Genomic DNA, 21,464 nt, shown 5'->3' on the forward strand with positions numbered 1-21,464 from the left:
CACCACCTGGCTCACCCAAGCCGGCTACACCACCATCACCCACCACCCCACCCACACCCCCACCACCCTCATCCTCGCCCAATAAACACACACCGGGTTCACCCGTCGGAGTCATCGGGTCCACCCACCGGCTTTGCCCGCACTTTGCCAATCTGGAGAATGCCTTGAGGCTCGCCCAACTGCCGTGCCGAAAGGCCGGATTCGGGTTGCGGGCCGTCGGCCGTCCGGGTTGGATCACCCCTATGTCTTTGCGCCCCTCCCTGCTGTCCTTACGCATCACCGCCGCAGTCCAGTCGATTCTGATGCTCGCCCAGGTCGCCCTCGCCGGAGGCTTCCTGGGCGGTCATTTCGACATGCTGGCGCTCCACGGAACGCTCGGCCGTGTCATCACCGTGGTCGCCCTCCTCATGGCCGTCGCCGCCTTCTTCGTACGCCGCTCCGGAGGGCCCAAGTCGATCCTGCCCGCGTCGATCGTCATCGTCGTGGCACTCGTGGGTCAGATCGCCCTCGGCCTCGCCCGCAGCGTCGCCCTGCACGTCGTGCTCGGCGTCGTCCTCGCCTGCGCCCTGGCGGTGCTGGCGCAGCGCGTGCTGACCACCCCGCTGCCCGCCAGGACCCCGGCCGTGCCCGCCCGGGACGAGGCCGTGCAGCCGGAGCCGGTCAAGTGAGGCGGCGCGCGCTCTTGGGCGCCGGAGCGACGGTGCTCGGCGCCGGTGCCCTGACCGCGGCCGGCTGGCCCCTCCTCAGCCGCTACGCGCGCGAAGGCCTCCCCGGCAAGGTGATGACCAGCCGGGCCGAACTGCCGGCCGCTTTCCGCACTCCCCTGCCGATCCCCCGGGTGCTGGCGCCGGTGTCCTCGAACGGCACCACCGACACGTACGAAGTGACCCAGCAGCACGCCGAGTTGGAGATCCTGCCCGGACTGCGCACCGCGGCGTGGACGTACGGCGGCACCTTCCCCGGACCGACGATCGTCTCGCGTTCCGGGCGCCGCACCGTGGTGCGCCACCGCAATGAGCTCGACCGCCCCGCCGTGGTCCACCTGCACGGCGGCCACACCCCCGCCGCCAGCGATGGCTACCCGACCTCGCTGATCCTGCCGGCCGACGGCTCCTACGACGCCCACCGCGTCCACCAGGACATGACCGGCGGACCGCACGGCCATGCCATGGGCCACGGCGCGATGGACCTCGCCGAGGGGGCCCGCACCTACACCTACCCCTTCGACCAGCGCGCCGCGACGCTCTGGTACCACGACCACCGCATGAGCTACACCGGTGCGGCCGTCTGGATGGGGCTCGCCGGATTCCACCTCGTGCACGACGACGAGGAAGAGCGGCTGCCGCTGCCTCGCGGCGACCGCGACATCCCCCTCATGATCACCGACCGGTCGTTCGCCGCCGACGGATCGTTCCAGTACCCCTGGCTCGACTCCCGGTTGCGCACCCCGGGCGTGACGGACGCCTACATGAACGGGGTCCTCGGCGACGTCATCCTCGTCAACGGCGCCCCCTGGCCGGTGCACCAGGTGCAACGGCTGCGCTACCGGCTGCGCTTCCTCAACGCCTCCAACGCCCGCCTGTACAAACTGCAGTTGGACCCGCAGCCCGAGGGCGGCGGCGGCTTCGTCCAGATCGGCAGCGACGGCGGGCTGCTGGACGCGCCCCGCCGCCACGACACGCTCGAGATCGCCCCCGCCGAACGCTTCGACGTGGTCGTCGACTTCTCCCGCTACCGGCCCGGCACGCGGGTACGCCTGCTCAACCGCTTCGGCGACGGCTCGACCGCCCAGGTCATGCGGTTCGACGTCGGCTCCGGCTCGCCGCGCGACGACACCACCGTGCCCGGGAAGCTGAGCGACGTACCCCGCCTGGACCCCGGCCGGGCCACCGTCACCCGCGACTTCCACTTCCGCGGTTCCAACGTCGGCTGGACCATCAACGGCACCGAGTACCAGCCGGGGAACTCACTCGCCCGCCCAGCACTGGGCCAGGTGGAGATCTGGCGGTTCACCACCAACTTCCACCACCCGATCCACGTCCACCTGGATCACTTCCAGGTCCTCGCGCGCAACAACCGCGACATCGGGCCCTTCGACCACGGCTGGAAGGACACCGTCGACCTCCGCCCGGCCGAAGCCGTCGAGATCGTCACCCGCTTCACCGACTACCCCGGCACGTACATGCTCCACTGCCACAACCTGGAACACGAAGACATGGCCATGATGGCCGACTTCACCACCGAATGACCCCAGCCGGCCCACTGGCCCGCCGTCCGCGCAAGACGGCTGGCGGGCCCGGGGCGGGGCTTGCGAACATGCCCGTCATGCACGCAACGGGGGATGACCGCATCGACGTGACACCGCTCGGCACGACGCCTGAGCAGGGCACGGTCGAGGTCATGGACACAGGGCGGCTCCTTGTGCGCACGCCGGATCTAGTGGCGGTCCACGACCGTGAGGGCTTCCTCGCGGGAAACACCGCACGCCCGGGTGCCGTCCTGCGGCCGCAGGAGGGGGAACGCGCGGTCCCCGCACCCGACGGCGGCTTCCTCGTGGCCGGTGTGTCGTCGGTGCGGGCGCAGGGGCCCGGCGGGGAGCCGCGCTGGGAACTGCGCCACGCCCCGTGGCACGGTGCCGCCCGGGCGCACTCCACCCCCGCCCTCAGTCCGGACGGTCGGCTGGTGAGCGTCGTCGTGCCGTCACTGGAACCCGACAGGCGCAAGGCGGCGCTGGTGTACGACCTGGAGCCGGGCCGCGACTACACGTGGGACGATCTGCTGCTCCTGGACGCGGCGACCGGCGAGGTGCTCGGCCGGCGGCAGATCCGTTCGCTGGCGTCGGCCGCCGTCGCCTCCTGGCGTCCGGACGGCGGCGCCGTGGTGGTCTCCTGCTGGACCGCCTGGCACAGCTGGTCGACCTGGTGGGCCGAGCCACGCGCCGACGGTCTCGAGGTCCTGGGCGGTACGTGGATGCGCGCGCTGGTGGGCTTCCTCCCCGGCTCCCGCCTGCTGACCCAGCGGTACGCCGAGTACCTCTTCCTCGACGACGACCGCGACGAGCTGGCCACGTACGACCTCGGCTCCGGGCAGCAGACGGCGCTCCTGGACCTGGCGGAGCTGGCCGTCGACCCGGAGAACGACGAGTTCTTCTCCGCGGTGGTCCTCGACGAACGCCATCTACTCGTCCCCGGCCGGGTGCACCCCGGAACAGAGGCACCGCGCATCCGGCACTGGCTGGACGCGGACACACTGCGTCCCCTCGGCCGCATCCACTACCCCGTTCCGGTGGACGAGGACATCACCGCGCTCGGAGACGGCACCTGGCTCACACGCGACAGCGGCCGGCTGCACCGCTGGACGCTGGGCAGGGACGGTCAGCCGGCGCGCACGCATCAGGGACCTTGATCGAGGTCATCGCACGTTCGCCATCCATCGGTCACGTTCACCGTCCATCGGTCGGGCCGTGGACCGTCCGCCGGCGAGGGGCCTCATCGTCCGGAACGTCCGGGGAAGGGAAGTGGAACGGCACCCCGAGGTGGCCGGCCAGGTCGCGGCCGGCCTCGGCGGCGCGGACCGCGGCAGGGCCGTCGGCACGGTCATGGACGGTCGCCAGGTGGCCCTCCCGGGCCGGACCGTCCAGCACCGCGACCAGCACCACGAACCAGCCGTGGACCGTGTCGCCGTCCCACACGGCCTCGATCGCGACGACACGGCCCGGCAGCGCCGCGGCGCGAGCTGCCAGCGACGTGACGTCGAGAGGGTCGGGCGGCGTTCGCCGCACCCGCTCACCGAGCACGTCATAGCGTGCGCGGACCACCCGCTCCGCCTCGTGCACGCCCAGCCCCAGCGGACGCAGCACCTCCCACACCGACCTGACCGCCGGCAGCCGGCGATCGTCCAGGACGGCCGCGTCGACCTCCCGCCGGGTCCGCTCCTCCAGGAATCTCCACCAGCCACTCACCGGACCACCAGGGGAAGTTGGGGGGCGCCCGTCATGGGCGCAGCCTCACATCGCGCGGACCGGCTGTCGGCGGCGTCCTGCTCAACACCAGCTCGGCGTGGACTTCTCGGGTGGCCTGGTTCGCGGTGAGCGTCGCACCGTTGCCGCGCAAGGCGGCGAGTGCCGCCGTGTTGTGCGTCGTGGTGTCCGCGACCACGGCTCGTGCACCGGCTCCGGCGGCTTCGTCGAGGAGGAGGCGGACCGTGGCGGTGCCGATGCCGCGTCCGCGATGTGTACGGCCGAGCCACATCCCGGTCTCCAGGACGTCATGGCCCTCGCGGAGAGCCAGACGAGCCGATCCCACGACCTCTCCCTCATACGTGATCACGTAGGTGCACTCGCCGAGCGGGCCGGCCAGTCCGGCGCGTCGAGCGCGGTGCCATTCGCGGAAGGCCGCCTGCCGTTCCGTCGTCCACCCCGGTCCTCCGGCCGCCGGGGGCATGACCTCTTCGGGTGCCGCGTCCCCGACGGCCACCGCGAGGAGCCGTTCGAGGTTGTCCTCATCCACCCGCCGCACTTCCACCCGACCGACCATGCCGGTTTCCCTCCGCCGAGCGCTGGACCCCGATGGCCGATCCTCACGTGCGGTGTGGTCTCACGCCAGCGGTTTTCTGTCCGAACGGGACTACGCGGCGTCCTCCTTCCCGGCCTCCCCCGGGTTTCCCGTCGGCCGGGTCAGATCGTCGTCCGGTGCCGCTCTCCGGTCCGGTTCGGTCTGGTCGAGCTCCCAGTAGTGCCGGCATTCCTCGCACCGCGGTCCCGTGCCGGGGGCGAGGATCTCCCCGTCGGGGCAGTCCGTGCCGTCCCCACGGCCCACGCACGCTTCCCAGGTGTCCCCCATGCGTTCGACCATGCGTCACACGGTCGGCCGGCGGGCAGAGGGCGTGCAGGGCGCACGGGCGCTCGTCCCCGGCATCACGCCTCAGCACTCGGCAGCGACCCCACGAGCTCCCTCTGCTCTGCCGTCGCGGGCGGTGAGGGCGGCCAGGTAGTCGTCCAGGAGCTCGACCTGCCGCCGGGGCGGGAAGGACGCCGGGTCGAGGAGGGCCTGGACGACCAGGCCCAGGACGAAGGACTGGGCGCCGGCGGCGATGTGTGCCGGGTCGCCGGGCGGCAGCTCGCCCAGTTCCTGGGCCGCGGCCACGCGCCCGGTCAGCTGCTCGCGGCTCCTGGCGTACTTGCGGGCGTAGTCGGCGCTCAGGTCGGGGTCGGAGAGGGCGGTGTCCCAGGAGGAGACCCAGATCCGGTTGGTGTCGGTGGCCTTCGGGGTCAGCGGCAGGATGTCCAGCAGGGCGTTCCTCAGGGCGGTCAGGCCCTGGCCGGTCTCGCGGCGGGGGCGGGAGAGGGTTCGCTGTTCGAGCAGGTCGAGGGCGTACCCCACCAGGGCGCGTTTGGTGGGGAAGTAGTGCGTGAGCAGGCCGGTGGTCGCGCCGAGCTCGGCGGCGACGGCGCGCAGGGTCAGGCCCGCGAAGCCGCGGGTGGCCATTACCTGCCAGACCGCCGCGGAGACGTCGCGTCGGCGGGCCTCGTGATCTCCCTTGGTGCGTGGCATGGTCCCACGCTACATTGCCGTAACGCTTGTTATGTGAATGGGAGGTGCTTCGTGTTCTCACTGCCGCTCGGCGGCGGCGCCCGCCTCGCCGCCCTGGAGGTCTGGCACGCCGAGGAGTTCGCCGGTCATCTGGACCGGGCCCGTGACCACATCCGCCCGTGGGTCGGGCCCGCGTTCGTCACCACGGATCTGGACGGGGCCCGGGCCACGCTTGCCCGGTACGCCGAACGACAGGCCGCCGACGGAGCGCGCCTGTACGGCATCTGGCGGGAGGAGACGCTGGTCGGCGGTGTGATGTTCACCGGCTTCGACGCCGCTGCCGGCTCATGCGAGATCGGCTGCTGGCTGGAGCCGTCCGCCCAGGGCCACGGCCTGGTCACCCGCGCCTGCGGGGCGCTGCTGGACTGGGCGTTCACCGTCCGGGGACTGCACCGCGCGGAATGGCACTGCCGTGCCGACAACCATCGCAGCGCCGCGGTCGCCAAGCGCCTCGGCATGACGCTCGAAGGTGTCCGGCGCGAGGCATGGACGTATGAGGGCGTGCGTCATGACGCACAGCTGTGGGCCGTCCTCGCCGACGCATGGCGCTCCCCCGGCCCGTGAGCGGCGATGGCATCACCGTTCGCGGGTGTCGCGCGCCCCTTCAATCCGCCAGTCACAGAGGAGAGTTCATGGATGAGAGCGTACGGCGGGTCCGTGCCGCGCTTCGGGAGTACGGCAGCGCCGCGGACATCGTCGAGCTGCCGGCCGCGGCCCCCACCGCGGCGGAGACCGCCGCCCGGCTCGGATGTCCCGTCGGCGCCGTCGCCAACAGCCTCGTCTTCTCCGTCGGCGGCGAACCGCTGCTCATCCTGGCCAGTGGAGCCCACCGCGTCGACACCCGTCTCGTCGCCCGGCTCCTCGGGGTGGGCCGCGGCAAGATCCGCCGCGCGGACCCCGCGTACGTCCTCGCCGTCACCGGCCAGGAAGTCGGGGGCGTGGCACCGGTGGGCCACCCACAGCCGCTGCGCACCCTCGTCGACGTCGCGCTGGACGCGCATCCCCATGTATGGGCGGGGGCCGGTATGCCGCACACCGTCTTCCGCACCACCTTCGCCGAGCTGACCCGACTGACCAACGGCCACGCCGCCGTCGTAGGCGCCGTCGCCGACGACTGAGCCCGGCGACGTGTTCCGCCCCACGCCTGCCCCCATGCATGCCTGGATCGGGTGACCGGCAGCATGTTCCGGACCGGCCGTCGTGCCGTCCTTCCTACCCTCGGGCACGACAAACGTCCGGCCGGAACGGAATTGGGGGAACTCATGGCGGAGCGGTACCAGCACGACAGGGAGATGCCCCGGCGGGCGGTACTCGGCGCCTCGGCCGCGTGGGGCGCGGGCGCATGACTGGTGCAAGGCACCGTGGGGGCGGGCAGCGCGCTGGCCGTCGGCGCCGCGCCGCCCGCGCTTCCGGCGGGTCTCGCGCCGTATCAGACGCGGTATCGCACCTGGGTGGGCGAGATCCGTACCGATCCGCTGTGGACCTGCTCGCCGCGGACGGCGGGCGAGGTCGCCGAACTGGCGAACTGGGCGCGCGCACGGCCGGCGGCTGCGGGCGCAGGGGCGGCGCCACACATGGTCGCCGCTGACCGTCGCCGACGGCACGCCGCGCACCGCGCCCGTCCTGCTCGTCGACACCACGCGGCATCTGACCGCGGTCGCCGTCGAGTCCCCGACCACCGTGCGGGTGCAGACCGGTGCCACCATGGAACGGCTGCTGGCCTTCCTCGGTGACCACCGGCTGGGCGTCACCGCCTGCCCGGCCCCCGGTGACCTCACGGTCGGTGGCGTCCTCGCCATCGGCGGCCACGGTACGGCCGTTCCCGCGGCGGGCGAGCGACGGCCCGAGGGCCACGGCTACGGCACCCTCAGCAATCAGGTCACCGAGCTGACCGCGGTGGTGTGAGACGCCGCGGCCGGCCGCTACGCGCTCCGCACGTTCGACCGCTCCCAGGCGGACACCGCCGCCTTCCTCGTCCACCTGGGCCGTGCCTTCCTCACCGAGGTCGTCCTGCGGGTCGGCGCCGATCAGCGGCTGCGCTGCGTGAGCCTGCTCGACATCCCCGCCGCGGAGCTGTTCGCGCGGCCGCGTTCCGTGCGCGGCGGGCCGCGCCTTCGCCGACTTCCTAAACCGCGGCGGCCGGGCCGAGGCCATCTGGTTCGCCTTCACCGAGAAGCCCCGGCTGAAGGTGTGGAGCGTGGAGCCCAGTCGGCCGCTGCCCCCCGGACGGTCACCGAGCCGTACAACTACCCGTTCTCCGACACCGTCCCCGAGACCGTGGCACGTCCGATCGGCCGGAATCGTCGCGGGGGCCGGGCATCTGACCCCGGCCTTCGGCCGGCTCCAGTACCTCATCGCCGAGGTCGGCCTGACCGGCGACCTCGCGGACGTACTGCTCTCCGACAGCCCGGTGCGCGAGGTGCTGTCGGGCGAACTGCTCACCCACCTGGTGGCCGGGGGCCTGCGTTCCGATCTGTGGGGTCCGTCCCGGGCGCTGCTGCACTGTCTGCGCCCCACGACACTGCGCGTGACCAGCAACGGCTACACCGTGCTCGTCCGCCGCGCCGATGTGCGGTGGGCGCTGGCGGAGTTCACGCGTCACTGCCGTCGTCTGCTCCGTGAGTACCGCGCGCGGGGCGAGTATCCGGTGAACGGTGCCGTGGAGGTCCGGGCGACCGGCCTGGACGATCCGGCGTGGAGCGCCGTGCCCGGTGCACGGCCCCCGCTGCTCTCCCCGGTCCGGCCTCGGATGGATCGTCCGGAGTGGGACACCACCGTCTGGCTCGACATCCTCACCTTGCCCGGTACGCCTCATCTGCACCGTTTCCTGCGGGACGTCGAGGGGTTCCTGTGGCGGACGTTCGACGGTACGCGGGCGGCGTTGCGCGTCGAGTGGTCCAAGGGCTGGGCGTACACGGACGAGGCGGCCTGGGCCGACCGGGACGTGCTCACCCGCCGGGTGCCCGACAGCCATCGGGCCGGTGGCGGTCCGGGGTGGGACGAGGCGGTCGCCGTACTGGATCGTCATGACCCCCACCGCGCCTTCAGTACGCCCTTCCTGGACGCCTTGGTGAGGTGACACGCGCGGGCCGCGGGCGCGGCGCGTTCCTCCGTGGCCGGAGCGTGCGTGGCCGCGTGCGCGCTCGCGGGCTCAGGACGACGACGCGCCGTAGCGGGAGGCGATCGCGGCGGCGCGGTCGCGCAGGGTGGTGCGCAGCCACCGCGGGGCCAGGGCCTCGACGTCCGTGGCGAGTTGCCACAGCGCCCATTCGGCGTGCCGCGCGTCCTGGAAGGTGACCTCCAGCCGCGGCCAGCCGGCCGGGTCGGCTCCCTCGGTAGGTTCTTCGGCGGGCTGCTCGCTAGGTTCTTTGACGGGTTCCTCGGCAGGCGTCGCGGCGCGGACCGCCAGTGCCGTGCTGATCAGTTCGTCCCGCCGCATCGGGTTCACCCGCACCCGTACGGTGACCTGGTCGCCGTCCGTCAGGAAGCGCGCGCAGCGTTCGCGCCAGACGCGGTCCAGGTCGACCCGGTCGGGCCGCTGTGCCGGTTCGGCGAGTGCCTCGGCCGCCAGCACCCGTGACAGCCGGTAGGTGCGGTCCGCGCCGGACCTGGTGGCGAGCAGGTACACCCGGTCGCGCACGGTCACGAGGCCGATCGGGTCGACCGTGCGCCACTGCGGCGTCCGGTCCGGGGGCGCGTAGTGGATGCGCAGCTTGCGGCCGGTGAGCACCGCACGGCGGACCTCGGCCATGGTGGTGCCGGACAGTTCCTCGTCGGCCGGGCGACGGGAGAGCAGGTCGGTCTCGGGGTCGACGAGCAGCCGCCGGGCGGCGTCGCTCGCGGCGGCGCGGTGGGTCTCGGGGAGCGCCTCGGCCACCTTGCGCATGGCCGAGGCGAGCGCCGAGCCGAGGCCGAACACCTGCTCGCCGCGCCCGGTTCCGGCGACCAGCAGGGCGAGGGCCTCGTCGTGGTTCAGACCGGTGAGATCGGTCTGGAAGTCGGGCAGCAGCGCGAAGCCGCCCCGTCGGCCGCGTTCGGCGTAGACCGGCACACCGGCCGCGGACAGCGCCTCGATGTCGCGGAGCACGGTGCGGGTGGACACCTCCAGCTCACGGGCGAGGGTGGCCGCGGTCAGCCGGCCGCGCTGACGCAACAGCAGCACCAGCGAGATCAGTCGGTCGGCACGCATGCGAAAACGCTAGCGAGATACGTGACGGAGGATGTCATGTTTCGCGGAGAGGCTTGTCGACGTGGCACCGGAGGTGACACACGAGACGAAGGGAGCTGATGTGGCGATGGAGCGATCGACGGTCAACCCGTGGCCGTGGTCGGTGGAGCTGGGCTACAGCCAGGGGGAGAGCGTCGCCGGGCACACCCGGACCCTGTACTGCTCCGGGCAGGCCGCGATGGGGGCCGACGGCAAGCCCCGGCACGCCAAGGACATGGCGGCGCAGCTGGCGCTGACAGTCGACAATCTGGAGGCCGTGCTCGGCGAGGCCGGCATGTCCCTCGCGAACCTCGTCCGGCTGAACGTCTACACCACCGACGTCGACCGGTTGTTCGAGCACTACGGCGTGCTGGCGTCACGACTGGGCGCGGCCGGGGTGGCGCCGACCACGACGATGCTCGGGGTGAACCGGCTGGCGCTTCCCGACCTCATGGTCGAGCTGGAGGGGACCGCCGTGGCGTGAGGTGAGGCGGCTCCGCGCGGCCGCCCGGATGCATGTGACGAAACCCCCTCCGGGTGGCCGGAGGGGGTTTCGTGACGAGGCGGTGGCGCCCGTGGCTCTCGTCACCCGCGGGTTCCGCAGGTCGCATCCCCGGGTTCAGGGGGTAACCGACCCTCATGAGGAGCACAGACAGTCGGTCGCCGTCAGGTGGTGTCGGAAGACCCGGCCCGGCGGCCGGGAACTCAGGCCGTCCTGGCGTCGGAGTCCGCCGCGCCGTGACGTATCCGCGTCGCGGCGGCGGCGCAGAAGGCGTCCAGGCCCTCCAGGAGCGCCACGCGCTTGGCCGCGGGCATGTGCGAGAGGACCGCTTGCAGCTCCTTCTGCCTGCGCACGCGCAGATCGGCGAGGAAGGCGCGGCCCCGGCTGCTCAGCCGCAGCCGTACCTCGCGCCGGTCGGCCGGGCTGACCACACGCTCGACGAATCCGGCCGCCTGGAGCCGGTCGCACAGGCGGCTGGTGGAGGGCGGCGTGGAGGCGAGGGACGCGGCGAGAGTGCTCAGGTTGATCCCCTCGTGGTGCTCCAGGATCAGCAGGACCCGCAGCTGGGAGGCGGACGCGGGTGCGGTGGAGGCCCGGCCCCACAGGACCTCCAGCAGCTCCGCGGCCGTCGAGGTCACACGGGCGACCTCGTCGGGTTCTGGGCGGGGGTGGAAGGCAGTCACGGTCACACTCTCGCAGGCACTCGGATGCCGGCCAGCGTACTAGGCGGCCGCGTCGGCCCGAGTGGACCGGGTGGACCGGGTGGACCGGGTGGACCGGGTGGACCGGGTGGACCTGGTGCTCCGGCGCCCGCTGTGCGGTCCATACGCCCCGTCGGCCCGTGGGCACAGTCGGCCCCATAGTCCCGTCGGCCGTAACCCCGTAGGCCCGTAGTCCCGTAGTCCCGTAGTCCCGTAGGCCCCGAGCGGCTTTGAGACCCCGAGTGCCCGCAGGCCCCGTACGGTCGCCACACCCTCCGGGTCCGCGAAACCCCGTACGGTCCGCGAGGCCCCGTACGGCCCGCAGCCCTCGTGCGGCCGTGAGCCCCCCACAGACCGTTTGAGCGGTCTCGCCCTCCCGGTGAGGCCGGCAGGCGACAGACGAAGGATCGGTGTATTCCCTATCGTGAACAGATTTGTGACCGCTGAACGCGCCCTGCGCACGGCGGCACCGCACGAATTGCTCGACGCCGTCCGGCGTGTGCTGATGGAGCAGTACGCGGCGGAGTCCGTCGAGCTGTTCCTGGCCGACTACGGTCTGACCGTGCTCCAGCCGGTCTCGGTGCTGCCGCACACCACGGAACCGGTGTCCGCCCACAGCAGCGCCGCGGGCCGTGCCTTCGGGGCCCAGGAGCCCTTCGTGGAGCCCGTCGGGGACGGCAGGGTGCGCGCGCACCTGCCGGTCACCGTCCGCGGCGACCGGCTCGGAGTGCTGTCGGTGACACTGCCCGGACCGGAGTACGCGCACGGCTGCCTGGAGGAGCTGGCCGAGGTGGCGGACGTACTCGGCCACGAAGTGATCGTCGCCGAGCGGGACACCGACATCTATCTCCAGGCGCGCCGCAAGGACCGGCTCACCCTGGCCGCCGAGATGCAGTGGCAGCTGCTGCCCGGCCGGTCCTGCTCGCGGCCCGAGTACGACCTCGGCGCCCAGCTGGAGCCGGCGTACGCGATCTTCGGTGACAACTTCGACTGGTCGGCGACGTCCGACCGGCTGATGCTGTACGTCACCAACGGCATGGGCGAGGGCATAGAGGCCTCCCTGCTGACGAACCTGGCCACGAACGCGCTGCGCAACGCCCGCCGGGCCGGCATTCCCATCGCGGACCAGGCGGCCCTGGCCGACCAGGCGATCTACGCCCACTACCGGGGCCGCCGTTACCTGTCGGCGCTGATGTTCGACTTCGATCTCGCCACGGGACGCGCGTGGGTCGTGGACGCCGGGTCCCCGCAGCTGCTGAGGGTGCGCGGTAAGTCCGTGGAGCGGATCACCTTCGACGCCCAGCTGCCGCTCGGCATGTTCGAGGAGACCGACTACGTCGCCCAGGAGTTCCGGGTGGAGCCCGGCGACCGGCTCGTCTTCGTCAGCGACGGGGTCTACTCCGTCGCCTCGCCCGAGGGGGAGACGTACGGGGACGCGGCGCTGAACCGGGCGATCCAGTCCACCCGTCTGCTGCCCGCCGCGGAGGTGCCGCGCGCCGTGCTGCGCGAACTGACCGGTCATCGGAGCGGTTCCGTCCCGGACGACGACGCTCTGGTGGTGTGCCTGGACTGGCACGGCCGCTGACCGGGCATGTCGTGAGCGTCGGCCGCGCGCCGGCGGTCGCGTGTTGTTCGCGCCGCAGCCCGCCGCTAATGTTTGCCATACGGCAAGTATTGACTGAGGGAACGCCGACCGGCGGCCGCCGGAGCCCGGACAGCAGGGAGAATCAGTGTCGGAGCAAGAAGCGACCACCGCGGCGGCAGCGCTGGAGCTGAGCGGCTTCCTCGGCAGGCGGCGGGAGCAGATCGCCCAGCGCTGGGCGGACGCTCCGCTTTTCCGGACCGTGTTCACGGTCTCGCGCGACGAGGCGGTGGAGGCCTGCAAGGCCGTGGTGGACGCGCTCTCGGAAGCCGCGGCCGCCGGGCGGCTGGACGACATCAGCGCCCCCGGGTTCGCGGCGGTGCGCGACCAGCTGGGGCGGATGGCGGCCGCCCGTTCCCGCTCCGGGTCGTCGCCCGCCCGCATCGCCGAGGAGGTCGCCGCTCTGCGCGCGCCGGTCGGACAGCTGCTGCGCGGGGAGTTCGAGAACCCGGACGCGGCACCGGCGCAGGAGTGCGCCCTGGCCCTCGCCGTGCTGATGGGCACCCTGCGCCTGGTGGTGATGGAGACGGCGCTGAGCGCGGGCGAGGAGCTGATCGCCCGGCAGCGCCAACAGCTGCTGGAGGTGGCCACTCCGGTCATCAAGCTCTGGGAGGGCGTCGTCGCCGTACCGCTGATCGGCACGCTGGACAGCGCCCGCAGCCAGGTGGTCATGGAGAGCCTGCTGGAGGCCATCGTCGACCAGCGCGCCGAGTACGCCATCCTGGACATCACCGGCGTACCCACGGTCGACTCGCTGGTCGCCCAGCACCTGATGAAGACGGTGGCCGCCGCCCGGCTGATGGGTGCCGAGTGTGTCGTCTCGGGCATCCGGCCCGCGATCGCCCAGACCATCGTCCACCTCGGCATCGACCTGGGGTCGGTCGTCACCCGCACCGATCTGGCCGACGCCCTGGCCTACGCGCTGGGGCAGCTGGGCATCGTGGTCTCCCCGCGGGCCTCGTCGGGCGTGAGTTCGCGGTGAGCGGCCCCTCCGCGCATTCCGCGGACTCCGCGGCCCCGGTGCCCGTGCCGGCACTGGGCGACGTCCTGCTGGTCACGCTGCAGGGCGAGTTGTACGACTCGGCGGCCGAACAGCTCCCGTACGACGTCACGCAGCGGATCGCGCACCACGGCGGCGGGAGGCACATGGAGATGACTGCGCTGAACGGAACACCACGGCGCGGGCTGCGGCTGTCGTTCACCGACGACGGCCCCGGCGTCCGCGATGCCGCGCCGGCGTCGACCGACGGCCGTACCACCGACGGCGGACTGGGCCTCGGGGTCAGCGGAGCCAGGCGGCTGACGCAGGAGGTCAGCCCGGACAGCCGCCCCGGCGAGGGCACCACCGTCACGGTCACCGTCTGGACCTGTGCCCTGCCCTCCTCCCGCGCGGGTGCGACATGACCAGGGTGTGGGACATTCCGGTGCACGACTCCACCCGGGTCAGGGACGTCCGGGTGGCCGCCGAGGCCGCCTGCGCCGAGGCCGGTCTCGGCGCGCCGCGCACGGCCGCCGCCGCACTGGTGGCCACCGAACTGGCGACCAACCTCCTCAAACACGCCGACGGAGGACGCATGGTGATCAACCTGGTCGAAGGGCCGGACCCGACGAACGAGACCGCGGATCGTCTGGTGCAGATCGTCTCCGTCGACCACGGCCCGGGCATCGGCGACGTGGCCGAGGCGATACGGGACGGCCGCACCACCGCCGCCTCGTCGCTGGGCGCCGGCCTGGGCACCTGTCTGCGCGTGTCCGACGCCTTCGACCTGCACAGCCGCCGTGGCCGCGGCACCGTCGCCGTGGCCCGCGTCGGCGCGGCGCCCGCCGCCCCGCAAGCGCCCTCCCGCGCGCCGGCGGGACCGCGGGTGGGCGGCGTCAATCTCGCTCTGGCCGGGGCGGAGCACTCAGGGGACGCCTTCGGCTGGATCCGGTCCGGTCCGCTGCTCACCCTGGTCCTCGCCGACGGCCTCGGCCACGGCGTCCCGGCCGCGCGGGCCTCCTCCGCGGCCCTGGACGAGCTGCGCCGCCTGGCGGCACTGCCTCCCGCGGACATCCTGCGACGCCTGCACGAGCGGCTGAGGCACACCAGGGGCGGGGCCGTCGCGGTGGCCCAACTGGACACCGGTACCGGCCGGTTGCACTTCGCCGGTGTCGGCAACGTCGGCGCCCGGCTGCGCACCCGGGACGGCTGGCAGCCGCTCGTCTCGCAGCCCGGCATCGTCGGCGCGCGGTTCCCCGCCACCGTGCCGCTCCAGCAGGTGCCGTGGACCGCGGACAGTCTGCTCGTCCTGCACAGCGACGGCCTGCCGAGCCGCTGGACGCCGCCCGGCGATCCCGGACTTCCGGCCCACGATCCGGCCGTGGTGGCCGCGGTCGTCCTGCGCGACGCCAGCAGCGCCGCGAGCCCGCTGCGCGACGACACCAGCGTGGCCGTACTCTGCCCCGACCGCCGGACGGACGCCCATGACCGCCTGCCCTGACGCCTGGAAGATCAGCACGGCGGTCGACGCCGCTCGCGTCCGCGCCCTCGCCGCCCGCCTCGCGGCGCGGGCCGGCCTGCCGGTGCTCGAACAGGCGCGGTCGCTCAGCGCCCTCACCGCACAGCTGCGCCGCTGCCTGGCCGGCGGGGAGGCGTGGGACGTGCTGGTGGAGAGGCGGCCGCCCGCCGGCGACACCGACGGCACCGTGCGGATCGCCGTACGACCGGCCGGTCATCCCCCACGGGAACGGCCGCCGTGGGAACTCACCGTGCCCTGGCGCGAGCCGGCCGCCCCCAGCGATCCCGCCGCGCTTTGCGATCCGGCCGCCCTGGACGAGGCCGCGCTGGCCGAGGCGCTGCTCGCCGCGGACGACAGCACCGCGCACGTGCTGTCGTCGCTCGACGAGCAGGAGGAACTGGTCCGGTTCCACCGTGAGGAGCTGCACCACACCAACCAGGGTGTGCTGGCCCTGCACGCCGAACTGGACGCCGCGGCGCGCGGCCAGCGCGCGATCCTGGACGCCGAGCGGGCCGCGCGGGCCGAAGCGGAACGAGCCCGCCGGCTGCTGACCTTCCTCGCCGACGCCAGCGCCGCGGTGACCGCGTCACTCGACCACGAGGACATCGTCAAGCGCCTGTCCGGGCTGCTCGTCCCCGACTACGCCGCGCACGTGGACGTCTGGCTCTTCGACGACGACACCGCGCCGCCCGGCAGGGCCCGGCCGGCCGCCGCCGTGACCGCCGCCCGCACGGGGCGCCCGCAGTACGCGGCGGCCCACCCCGGCGGGCTGCCCGACGTCGACGACCTGCCGCCGTCCGCGCTGGCCCCCGACCGGCCCCTTCTCTGCATCCCCCTGATGTCCCGGAGCGTGCAAGGCGTGCTGAGCCTCACCTCGTCCGGCTCCCGCTTCGACGCCGACACCACCGTGATGCTGATCGAGCTGGCCCGGCGCGCGGCCATCGCCCTGGACAACGCCCGCCGCTACGAACAGCACCGCGACACGGCCGAGGCGCTGCAGCGCGCGCAGCTCACCGACCTGCCCACCACGGAAGGGGTACGGCTGGCCGCCCGCTATCTGCCCGCCACCCACGGGCTGAACATCGGCGGCGACTGGTACGACGCCTTCGTCCAGCCCGACGGCAGCCTGCTCGCCGTCATAGGGGACGTCACGGGGCACGGTCTGCACGCGGCCATGATGATGGGCCAGTTGCGCACGGCGCTGCGCGCCTACGCCGTCGAGGACGACAGCCCCGCCCGCATCCTCACCCGGCTGCACCGGATGCTGTGCCATCAGCAGCCCTCGCTGTACGCGACCGCTCTGGTCGCCCGTTTCCACCCCGACGATCCGCATGTCGTCTGGGCCGCCGCCGGCCACCCGCCGGCCGTGGCACGGTCACCCGAGGGAACGGTGCGCCTGCTCGACGCCCGGCCCGGCGTCATGCTCGGCGTCCCCCTCCCCTTCACGTACGAGGATCACTCCGCCGAACTGCCGCCCGGCTCGACCCTCGCCCTGTACACCGACGGACTCGTCGAGCGGCGGGCGCGCGGCATCGACCCCGGCATCGAGCGGCTCGTGCAGACGCTGGCCGCGGTGACCCCGGCGGAGCTGGAGGACCTGGAAGCCGCGACGGAGTCCGTCCTGAAGCCGATGCTGCACGACTCCGAACGCGACGACGACGTCTGCCTGCTGCTCTGTCACCGCGTCGCCGAGCCGGAAGCGGCGCGGACGCGGCGGCGCGGAGCCAGGTGAAGGCCGTGCCGGCGACCGTCCGTCGCCCCGAGCTGCCGGCCGGGCCGCGGCGTCGGTGTGCGCAGGTCCGGCGGGGCTCCGAGCGATCCGGAGCCCCGCCGGGCGGGGTCAGCCGGTGGGGAAGCTGTCGGGGGTGCTGATACGGCTCTTGAGCAGGGCCCCGGACTCGGTCAGTACGCCGCTGCTGCTGTAGTCCGTGCCGTTGCAGGTGCCGGGCTTGAAGGCCGCGCTGCTCTCGTTGGCGTCGGAGTACGTCCAGTTCGCGTAGCTGATCTTCAGCTGGTCGAGCAGGTCCAGCCAGGCGGTGGTGCTCGCCCGGTCCATGGTGCCGCCGCCGGTGGCGGTCACCGTGCCGAACTCGGTCACGAACAACGGCAGTTGCGTTGCGGCCCGGCTCACCGCGGCGCGGTAGTTGTCCTTGTGGCTCGCGGCGTAGAAGTGGAACGCGTACATGATGTTGGTGGCGTTGACCGGGTTGTTGACGACCTCGGTCTCGTTGGAGCCGTCCGAGACGCCCAGGGAGGACCAGCCGCGGGTGCCGACGATGATGACGGCGTCGGGGTCGGCGGCCCGGATCACCGGGATCACCTGCTCGGCGTAGCTCTTGATGGCCGTCCAGCTGACGCCGTTGGGCTCGTTGGCGATCTCGTAGATGACGTTCTTCTTGGCGGCGTTGCGGGCGGCGACGGACGCGAAGAACGTCTTGGCGCGGTCGAGGTTGTAGTTGGGGTCGCCCGGCGTCAGGGTGTGGAAGTCGATCAGGGCGTACATGCCGCGCGCCTCGGCCATGTCGACGAGGCTGTTGACCCGGCTGGTGAAGCCGGCCGGGTCGGTCTCATAGCCCTGCTCCTGCACGTACATGGCGATGCGGAACAGGTCGGACTTCCAGTCCTTCGCCAGCGCGTCCAGGGACGCGTTGTTGTAGCACTTGCTGAACCACTGGATGCCGTGGGTGCTCATGCCCCGCAGCTGGATGGGGCGGTTGTGCTGGTTGCACAGGTGCACACCGCAGACGTGGAGCTGTCCGTTGACCGAGACGGGGGTGCCGTCACCCGGGTCCGGCGGGGGCTCCTCCTCGACGGAGCCCGTGCAGGCGACCCCGTTGAGCGTGAAGGCCGTGGGCTTGGGGTTGGCGCCCGTGAAGGAGCCGACGAAGCCCAGGTCGGCCGTCGCGCCGGTGGCCAGCGTGCGGTTCCAGTCGACGCCGGTGGCGCTGAGCGTGGAGCCCGACTGCGACCAGGTGGCGTTCCAGCCCTGGACGAGCTTCTGACCGGCGTCCGGCAGGGCGAACTTGAGCGTCCATCCGTTGACGGGGGCGCCCAGGTTGGTCACCTTCACTCCGGCCTGGAAGCCGCCCTGCCACTGGCTGGTGATCGTGTAGTCGACTCTGCAGCCGGTGGCGGCCGCCGCCTGGGGGCCGGCCAGCGCGGTCAGACCCAAGGCCGTCGCGCAGGTCGCCAGTAAGGCCACTATGCGTTTCACAGCGTTCCTCTCGTACGAAGGGGGAACGGCGCGATGGGAGCGCTCCCAAAGCCCATCGGCCCGAGACCGTACACCGCCGCGCGACGTGCGTACAGGCGTGGGACGGCGCGAACGCTTTCTCCGGAAATAAGCGCGAGATCAAGCCAATCACCGCAGCCTCACCGTTCTCCCCTTGCCAGCGCTGGACGCTGCGTATATTCATGGCCGCCAACCACACAGGAGTGCCGGACGCGTGAGGTCCGAGAGGACGGGGGAAGCCTGTGGAGTACGAGCGTCTCCTGGCCCGCATCATCTCGGGTCTGCTGATGGAGCCGCGGCACCGGCGGAGCGTGGGCAGCAGGCTGCGGCGCAAGGGCGGTCCGCCGGTCATCGAGGTCGTGGGCCTGGACCGGACCCAGCAGAACGACCTCCTGTGGAAACTGCGCCAGACGTATTCCGGGCGGCTGCCGGTGAACGTGCCGGAGGTCCCGGTCGACAAGGGCGTGGCCGAGTCCTTCTGGTATCTGTCCACTCGGATGTCCGGCCTGAACGGCCCTCCGGGTCGCCGCCGTCCGGCCTTCCCCCGCTTCCATCTCGGGCTGCTCGCCCACACCTGGGCCGCCGACCACGCCGACCTCGGTCTGGACCGGCTGCAGCACGCGCACCGCGCCCTGGTGCGCCATCTGGGCAGCAGAGAGCAGGAGGAGGCCGTCGGTCGCGACCAGTTGCTCCGGGAGCTGGAGCCGCCGCTGTCGGCGGGCGGCATGGTGGGCGCCCTGCTGGCGGTGCTGTCCACGGTGGTGCGCTTCCTGACCGGTCGTCCGCGGCCGGACCGGGTGGCCCTGCGGTGGTGGGGCCGGGCCCTGAGAGTGCCGAAGGGCGGCGCCTTCTCCAACCGGGAGGCGATCGCCATCCGGCTGTTCTACTTCTTCCGGCCGCGCCCGCCGCGCCCCGACGACCCGGACGAGGTCCGCGCGGAGGCCGCCCGTCAGGAGGCGTCGCGGGTGGCCAACCGGAACGAGTACCTCATCGCCGCCTTCCTCGCGGACATCGACGCGCAGTACGGCCTGCTGCGCCGGCTCAACCGCAACCAGCCCCCGCTGATGCTGCTCCAGGTGCACAACGCCGAGGGCCGGGCCGTTCTCGACACCTACCTCGCCGCCCACCGGACGCTGCGCCGTGTGGTGGGGCGGCGGACGATCACCCACCCGGTGGTGCTGGTGGTGAGCGACGACGACGCCGGCGCCCGGCTCGCGGCCGCTCACCTGGACGAGCTCGAAAGCGTCCTCGACACCTGGGCGCTGCGCCTGGAGGGCGACGCGCGCGAGCGGAGGCTGGTGCGGGTGACGGTGCGGGGAGCGGCGACCGGGTCGCGGCCGGCCACGTCAGAGGAGGGGCAGTGACAGACACTCCGGCCAGATCCGGTCCCGGCGCCGGCCCGGTGACCCTGGCGGCCATGGCGGTGGGCGTGGTCTTGGCCCTGCTGGCCGCCTGGTACGTGTGGGACAGGTTCGGCCCTGAGGAGCCGGACCCGTGCGGGCCGGGCCTGACGACGGTCAACGGCGAGTGCATCGGCGTCAGCGACGGCGGCGGCAAGCCCTTCATGGACGACCTCGCCGCGGTGATGGCGCGGATCAAGGAGGAGAACGACCGGATCGACGGTCAGCCGCACGCCACGATCGCGTTGATGATCCCGATGACCTCCGACCACGAGGAGGTCAGGCGGCAGATCCTGCACGAGGTGCAGGGCGCGTACATCGCGCAGTACTTCGCCAACGGCGCCACCGCGGCCGAGAAGCGGAGCGGCGGCGAGCACCCCAAGATCCGCCTGGTGCTCGCCAACCCGGGCAAGAACCGTGACCAGTGGCGCCCGGTCGCCGACCGGCTCGCCGAGATGGCCCGGGACGAGAAGCACAACCTCCGTACCGTCTTCGGGTTCGACCTCAGTGTGGACGCGACGGCCGATGCCATCGCGTATCTGACGAAGGAGAAGAAGATCCCGGTCGTGGGCGGTCCGATCACCGGCGACGAGTTCACCGGCTTCCCGCTGTTCGCCCGGATCGCGCCCACCAACAGCGACCAGGCCAACGCGCTCGCGCACTTCGACAAGAGGCTGGACCTCGAACACGCCATCCTCGTCAAGGACACCCGGCGCGACCCGTACAACGAGTCGCTGTTGCAGGCCTACGAGCGCAAGCTGCACAGGTCGCCGCACGAGCCGATGCCCTTCGAGTCCGAGGGCACGGACGTCGAAGGCGGTCTGTCCAGCGAGTTCAAGCGCATGGCCACGGACATCTGCGTGCTGCGGCCGCAGGTGAACACCGTCTACTTCGCGGGCCGCCCCGTCCATCTGCGGCAGTTCCTCAACGAGCTGGCCAGGAACCGCCCGTGCAAGCAGGAGCCGTTCACGGTGGTCAGCGGCTCCGGCGCGTCCACGCTGTACGCGGACGAGAAGCTGGACTGGGACGCGCTGCGCGGGCTGCAGGGCGACGGCGGCCGGTGGGAGGGCAAGGTGAGCGTCCTCTACACCTCCATCTCGCACCCCGACGGCTGGCTCAGCAAGCGGCCCGCGCCGCCCCCGACCGGCGGCTCCCCGGAAGTGGTCCGTGAGCTGATGCGGCGCCTTGAGGCACCGCCTCCCGTGGGGCCGATCGGCCCCGCCGACATCTACGACTCCCGCACCGTCTCCGTGCACGACGCCGCCAAGACCGCCATCGCGGGCATCCGGCTGCACGCCGAGGGCCTCAAGAGCGACTACATCCCGACGCTGCGCGAGATCGGAACCGACTGGAACGCCCTGCGGGGCGTGCACAAGGTCGACGGCGCGAGCGGCTGGATCTGCATCGACAACCAGGGCAACGCCTACAACAAGGCCGTCGCCGTGGTCCGGCTCGATCCCGAAGTACGGGGCGAACGGCCCACGTTCGTGGGACTCGCCTGGCCGGAGAAGTCCCCACCGCCCAAGGGCCAGGAGGGCAGCGGCGCCTGCCAGATCCCTCGCACCTGAGGCGTCCTGGACCTGATCAACTCCGCTGTGAGCAGCCGCCGGTGGCGCGGCAAGGGCGGTTCACGCCCCACCAGGGGAGCCGGGGCCGCGACCGGTCCCCTGTTCCGGTCGCGGCCCCGCCGG

The 21,464-nt window shown here is 72.5% G+C and carries 22 protein-coding genes; 15 read left to right on the forward strand and 7 right to left on the reverse strand.

The annotated features are described in order from the left end of the window. The first annotated feature begins 242 nt into the window (after positions 1-242). The 3 genes from AB0K92_RS31830 (at position 243) to AB0K92_RS31840 (ending at position 3,405) form a co-directional block, all read left to right on the forward strand. Positions 243-668, forward strand: coding sequence for a hypothetical protein (locus tag AB0K92_RS31830; RefSeq protein WP_365928691.1), 426 nt, complete (start codon positions 243-245; stop codon positions 666-668). A 14-nt stretch (positions 669-682) separates the two neighbouring features. After that, positions 683-2,248, forward strand: coding sequence for a multicopper oxidase domain-containing protein (locus AB0K92_RS31835; protein ID WP_365928693.1), 1,566 nt, complete (start codon positions 683-685; stop codon positions 2,246-2,248). A 77-nt stretch (positions 2,249-2,325) separates the two neighbouring features. Next, positions 2,326-3,405, forward strand: a complete 1,080-nt coding sequence (locus tag AB0K92_RS31840) for a hypothetical protein (RefSeq protein ID WP_365928695.1) — start codon at positions 2,326-2,328, stop codon at positions 3,403-3,405. A 37-nt stretch (positions 3,406-3,442) separates the two neighbouring features. Here AB0K92_RS31840 and AB0K92_RS31845 read toward each other — a convergent pair whose 3' ends face one another. The 4 genes from AB0K92_RS31845 to AB0K92_RS31860 all read right to left on the reverse strand — a co-directional run bounded on the left by AB0K92_RS31845 (position 3,443) and on the right by AB0K92_RS31860 (position 5,552). Beyond that, positions 3,443-3,961, reverse strand: coding sequence for a hypothetical protein (locus AB0K92_RS31845; RefSeq protein WP_365928697.1), 519 nt, complete (start codon positions 3,959-3,961; stop codon positions 3,443-3,445). 31 nt (positions 3,962-3,992) lie between these two features. Then, positions 3,993-4,535, reverse strand: coding sequence for a GNAT family protein (locus tag AB0K92_RS31850; RefSeq protein ID WP_365928699.1), 543 nt, complete (start codon positions 4,533-4,535; stop codon positions 3,993-3,995). A 90-nt stretch (positions 4,536-4,625) separates the two neighbouring features. Further along, positions 4,626-4,853, reverse strand: coding sequence for a hypothetical protein (locus AB0K92_RS31855; RefSeq protein WP_365928701.1), 228 nt, complete (start codon positions 4,851-4,853; stop codon positions 4,626-4,628). A gap of 69 nt (positions 4,854-4,922) precedes the next feature. Further along, entirely contained in the window at positions 4,923-5,552 is a 630-nt protein-coding gene (locus AB0K92_RS31860) for a TetR/AcrR family transcriptional regulator (RefSeq protein WP_365928703.1), read from the reverse strand. Positions 5,553-5,603: 51 nt separating this feature from the next. Between AB0K92_RS31860 and AB0K92_RS31865 the strand changes: the two genes are divergently transcribed. The 4 genes from AB0K92_RS31865 (at position 5,604) to AB0K92_RS31880 (ending at position 8,670) form a co-directional block, all read left to right on the forward strand. Beyond that, positions 5,604-6,155: a GNAT family protein gene (locus AB0K92_RS31865; protein WP_365928705.1), complete on the forward strand. Its 552-nt coding sequence runs from the start codon at positions 5,604-5,606 to the stop codon at positions 6,153-6,155. Between the two features lie 68 nt (positions 6,156-6,223). Beyond that, positions 6,224-6,709, forward strand: coding sequence for a YbaK/EbsC family protein (locus tag AB0K92_RS31870; RefSeq protein ID WP_365928707.1), 486 nt, complete (start codon positions 6,224-6,226; stop codon positions 6,707-6,709). Positions 6,710-6,791: 82 nt separating this feature from the next. After that, positions 6,792-7,496 (forward strand): FAD-binding protein, encoded by a 705-nt coding sequence (locus AB0K92_RS31875; protein WP_365928709.1) that lies wholly within the window; start codon positions 6,792-6,794, stop codon positions 7,494-7,496. A gap of 247 nt (positions 7,497-7,743) precedes the next feature. After that, positions 7,744-8,670 (forward strand): cholesterol oxidase substrate-binding domain-containing protein, encoded by a 927-nt coding sequence (locus AB0K92_RS31880; RefSeq protein ID WP_365928733.1) that lies wholly within the window; start codon positions 7,744-7,746, stop codon positions 8,668-8,670. Between the two features lie 72 nt (positions 8,671-8,742). Here AB0K92_RS31880 and AB0K92_RS31885 read toward each other — a convergent pair whose 3' ends face one another. Next, positions 8,743-9,780, reverse strand: coding sequence for a WYL domain-containing protein (locus tag AB0K92_RS31885; protein ID WP_365928711.1), 1,038 nt, complete (start codon positions 9,778-9,780; stop codon positions 8,743-8,745). 106 nt (positions 9,781-9,886) lie between these two features. Between AB0K92_RS31885 and AB0K92_RS31890 the strand changes: the two genes are divergently transcribed. Further along, positions 9,887-10,282 (forward strand): RidA family protein, encoded by a 396-nt coding sequence (locus AB0K92_RS31890; RefSeq protein WP_365928713.1) that lies wholly within the window; start codon positions 9,887-9,889, stop codon positions 10,280-10,282. Positions 10,283-10,503: 221 nt separating this feature from the next. Here AB0K92_RS31890 and AB0K92_RS31895 read toward each other — a convergent pair whose 3' ends face one another. Next, positions 10,504-10,989, reverse strand: a complete 486-nt coding sequence (locus AB0K92_RS31895) for a MarR family transcriptional regulator (protein WP_365928715.1) — start codon at positions 10,987-10,989, stop codon at positions 10,504-10,506. A gap of 448 nt (positions 10,990-11,437) precedes the next feature. Here AB0K92_RS31895 and AB0K92_RS31900 point away from each other — a divergent pair, with 448 nt between their 5' ends. From AB0K92_RS31900 to AB0K92_RS31920, 5 genes are all read left to right on the forward strand, one after another. Then, positions 11,438-12,586: a PP2C family protein-serine/threonine phosphatase gene (locus AB0K92_RS31900; protein ID WP_365928717.1), complete on the forward strand. Its 1,149-nt coding sequence runs from the start codon at positions 11,438-11,440 to the stop codon at positions 12,584-12,586. A gap of 145 nt (positions 12,587-12,731) precedes the next feature. After that, positions 12,732-13,625, forward strand: coding sequence for an STAS domain-containing protein (locus AB0K92_RS31905; protein ID WP_365928719.1), 894 nt, complete (start codon positions 12,732-12,734; stop codon positions 13,623-13,625). After that, positions 13,622-14,047, forward strand: a complete 426-nt coding sequence (locus AB0K92_RS31910; RefSeq protein WP_365928721.1) for an ATP-binding protein — start codon at positions 13,622-13,624, stop codon at positions 14,045-14,047. The genes AB0K92_RS31905 and AB0K92_RS31910 overlap by 4 nt, the downstream gene beginning before the upstream one ends. After that, the gene (locus tag AB0K92_RS31915) at positions 14,044-15,123 is read left to right on the forward strand and encodes a SpoIIE family protein phosphatase (protein ID WP_365928723.1); all 1,080 of its coding nucleotides are present in this window, start codon (positions 14,044-14,046) and stop codon (positions 15,121-15,123) included. The genes AB0K92_RS31910 and AB0K92_RS31915 overlap by 4 nt, the downstream gene beginning before the upstream one ends. Further along, positions 15,107-16,873: a SpoIIE family protein phosphatase gene (locus AB0K92_RS31920; protein WP_365928725.1), complete on the forward strand. Its 1,767-nt coding sequence runs from the start codon at positions 15,107-15,109 to the stop codon at positions 16,871-16,873. Before AB0K92_RS31915 ends, AB0K92_RS31920 begins: the two co-directional genes overlap by 17 nt. A gap of 108 nt (positions 16,874-16,981) precedes the next feature. Here the strand turns inward: AB0K92_RS31920 and AB0K92_RS31925 are convergent, their stop codons facing one another. Next, positions 16,982-18,355, reverse strand: a complete 1,374-nt coding sequence (locus AB0K92_RS31925; RefSeq protein ID WP_365928727.1) for a cellulase family glycosylhydrolase — start codon at positions 18,353-18,355, stop codon at positions 16,982-16,984. 260 nt (positions 18,356-18,615) lie between these two features. Here AB0K92_RS31925 and AB0K92_RS31930 point away from each other — a divergent pair, with 260 nt between their 5' ends. Further along, the gene (locus AB0K92_RS31930; protein WP_365928729.1) at positions 18,616-19,737 is read left to right on the forward strand and encodes a hypothetical protein; all 1,122 of its coding nucleotides are present in this window, start codon (positions 18,616-18,618) and stop codon (positions 19,735-19,737) included. Then, positions 19,734-21,341, forward strand: coding sequence for a hypothetical protein (locus AB0K92_RS31935; RefSeq protein ID WP_365928731.1), 1,608 nt, complete (start codon positions 19,734-19,736; stop codon positions 21,339-21,341). The genes AB0K92_RS31930 and AB0K92_RS31935 overlap by 4 nt, the downstream gene beginning before the upstream one ends. Positions 21,342-21,464 lie beyond the last annotated feature (123 nt).

This window comes from Streptomyces sp. NPDC052687 (genome assembly GCF_040678395.1).
Classification (GTDB): domain Bacteria; phylum Actinomycetota; class Actinomycetes; order Streptomycetales; family Streptomycetaceae; genus Streptomyces.

Excerpts from the sequence above, each read along its gene's own strand:
- AB0K92_RS31860 (WP_365928703.1), bottom strand. The coding sequence starts at position 5,552 with ATGCCACGCACCAAGGGAGATCACGAGGCCCGCCGACGCGACGTCTCC.
- AB0K92_RS31850 (WP_365928699.1), bottom strand. The coding sequence starts at position 4,535 with ATGGTCGGTCGGGTGGAAGTGCGGCGGGTGGATGAGGACAACCTCGAA.
- AB0K92_RS31855 (WP_365928701.1), bottom strand. The coding sequence starts at position 4,853 with ATGGTCGAACGCATGGGGGACACCTGGGAAGCGTGCGTGGGCCGTGGG.
- AB0K92_RS31915 (WP_365928723.1), top strand. The coding sequence starts at position 14,044 with ATGACCAGGGTGTGGGACATTCCGGTGCACGACTCCACCCGGGTCAGG.
- AB0K92_RS31870 (WP_365928707.1), top strand. The coding sequence starts at position 6,224 with ATGGATGAGAGCGTACGGCGGGTCCGTGCCGCGCTTCGGGAGTACGGC.
- AB0K92_RS31885 (WP_365928711.1), bottom strand. The coding sequence starts at position 9,780 with ATGCGTGCCGACCGACTGATCTCGCTGGTGCTGCTGTTGCGTCAGCGC.
- AB0K92_RS31840 (WP_365928695.1), top strand. The coding sequence starts at position 2,326 with ATGCACGCAACGGGGGATGACCGCATCGACGTGACACCGCTCGGCACG.
- AB0K92_RS31920 (WP_365928725.1), top strand. The coding sequence starts at position 15,107 with ATGACCGCCTGCCCTGACGCCTGGAAGATCAGCACGGCGGTCGACGCC.
- AB0K92_RS31890 (WP_365928713.1), top strand. The coding sequence starts at position 9,887 with ATGGAGCGATCGACGGTCAACCCGTGGCCGTGGTCGGTGGAGCTGGGC.
- AB0K92_RS31830 (WP_365928691.1), top strand. The coding sequence starts at position 243 with ATGTCTTTGCGCCCCTCCCTGCTGTCCTTACGCATCACCGCCGCAGTC.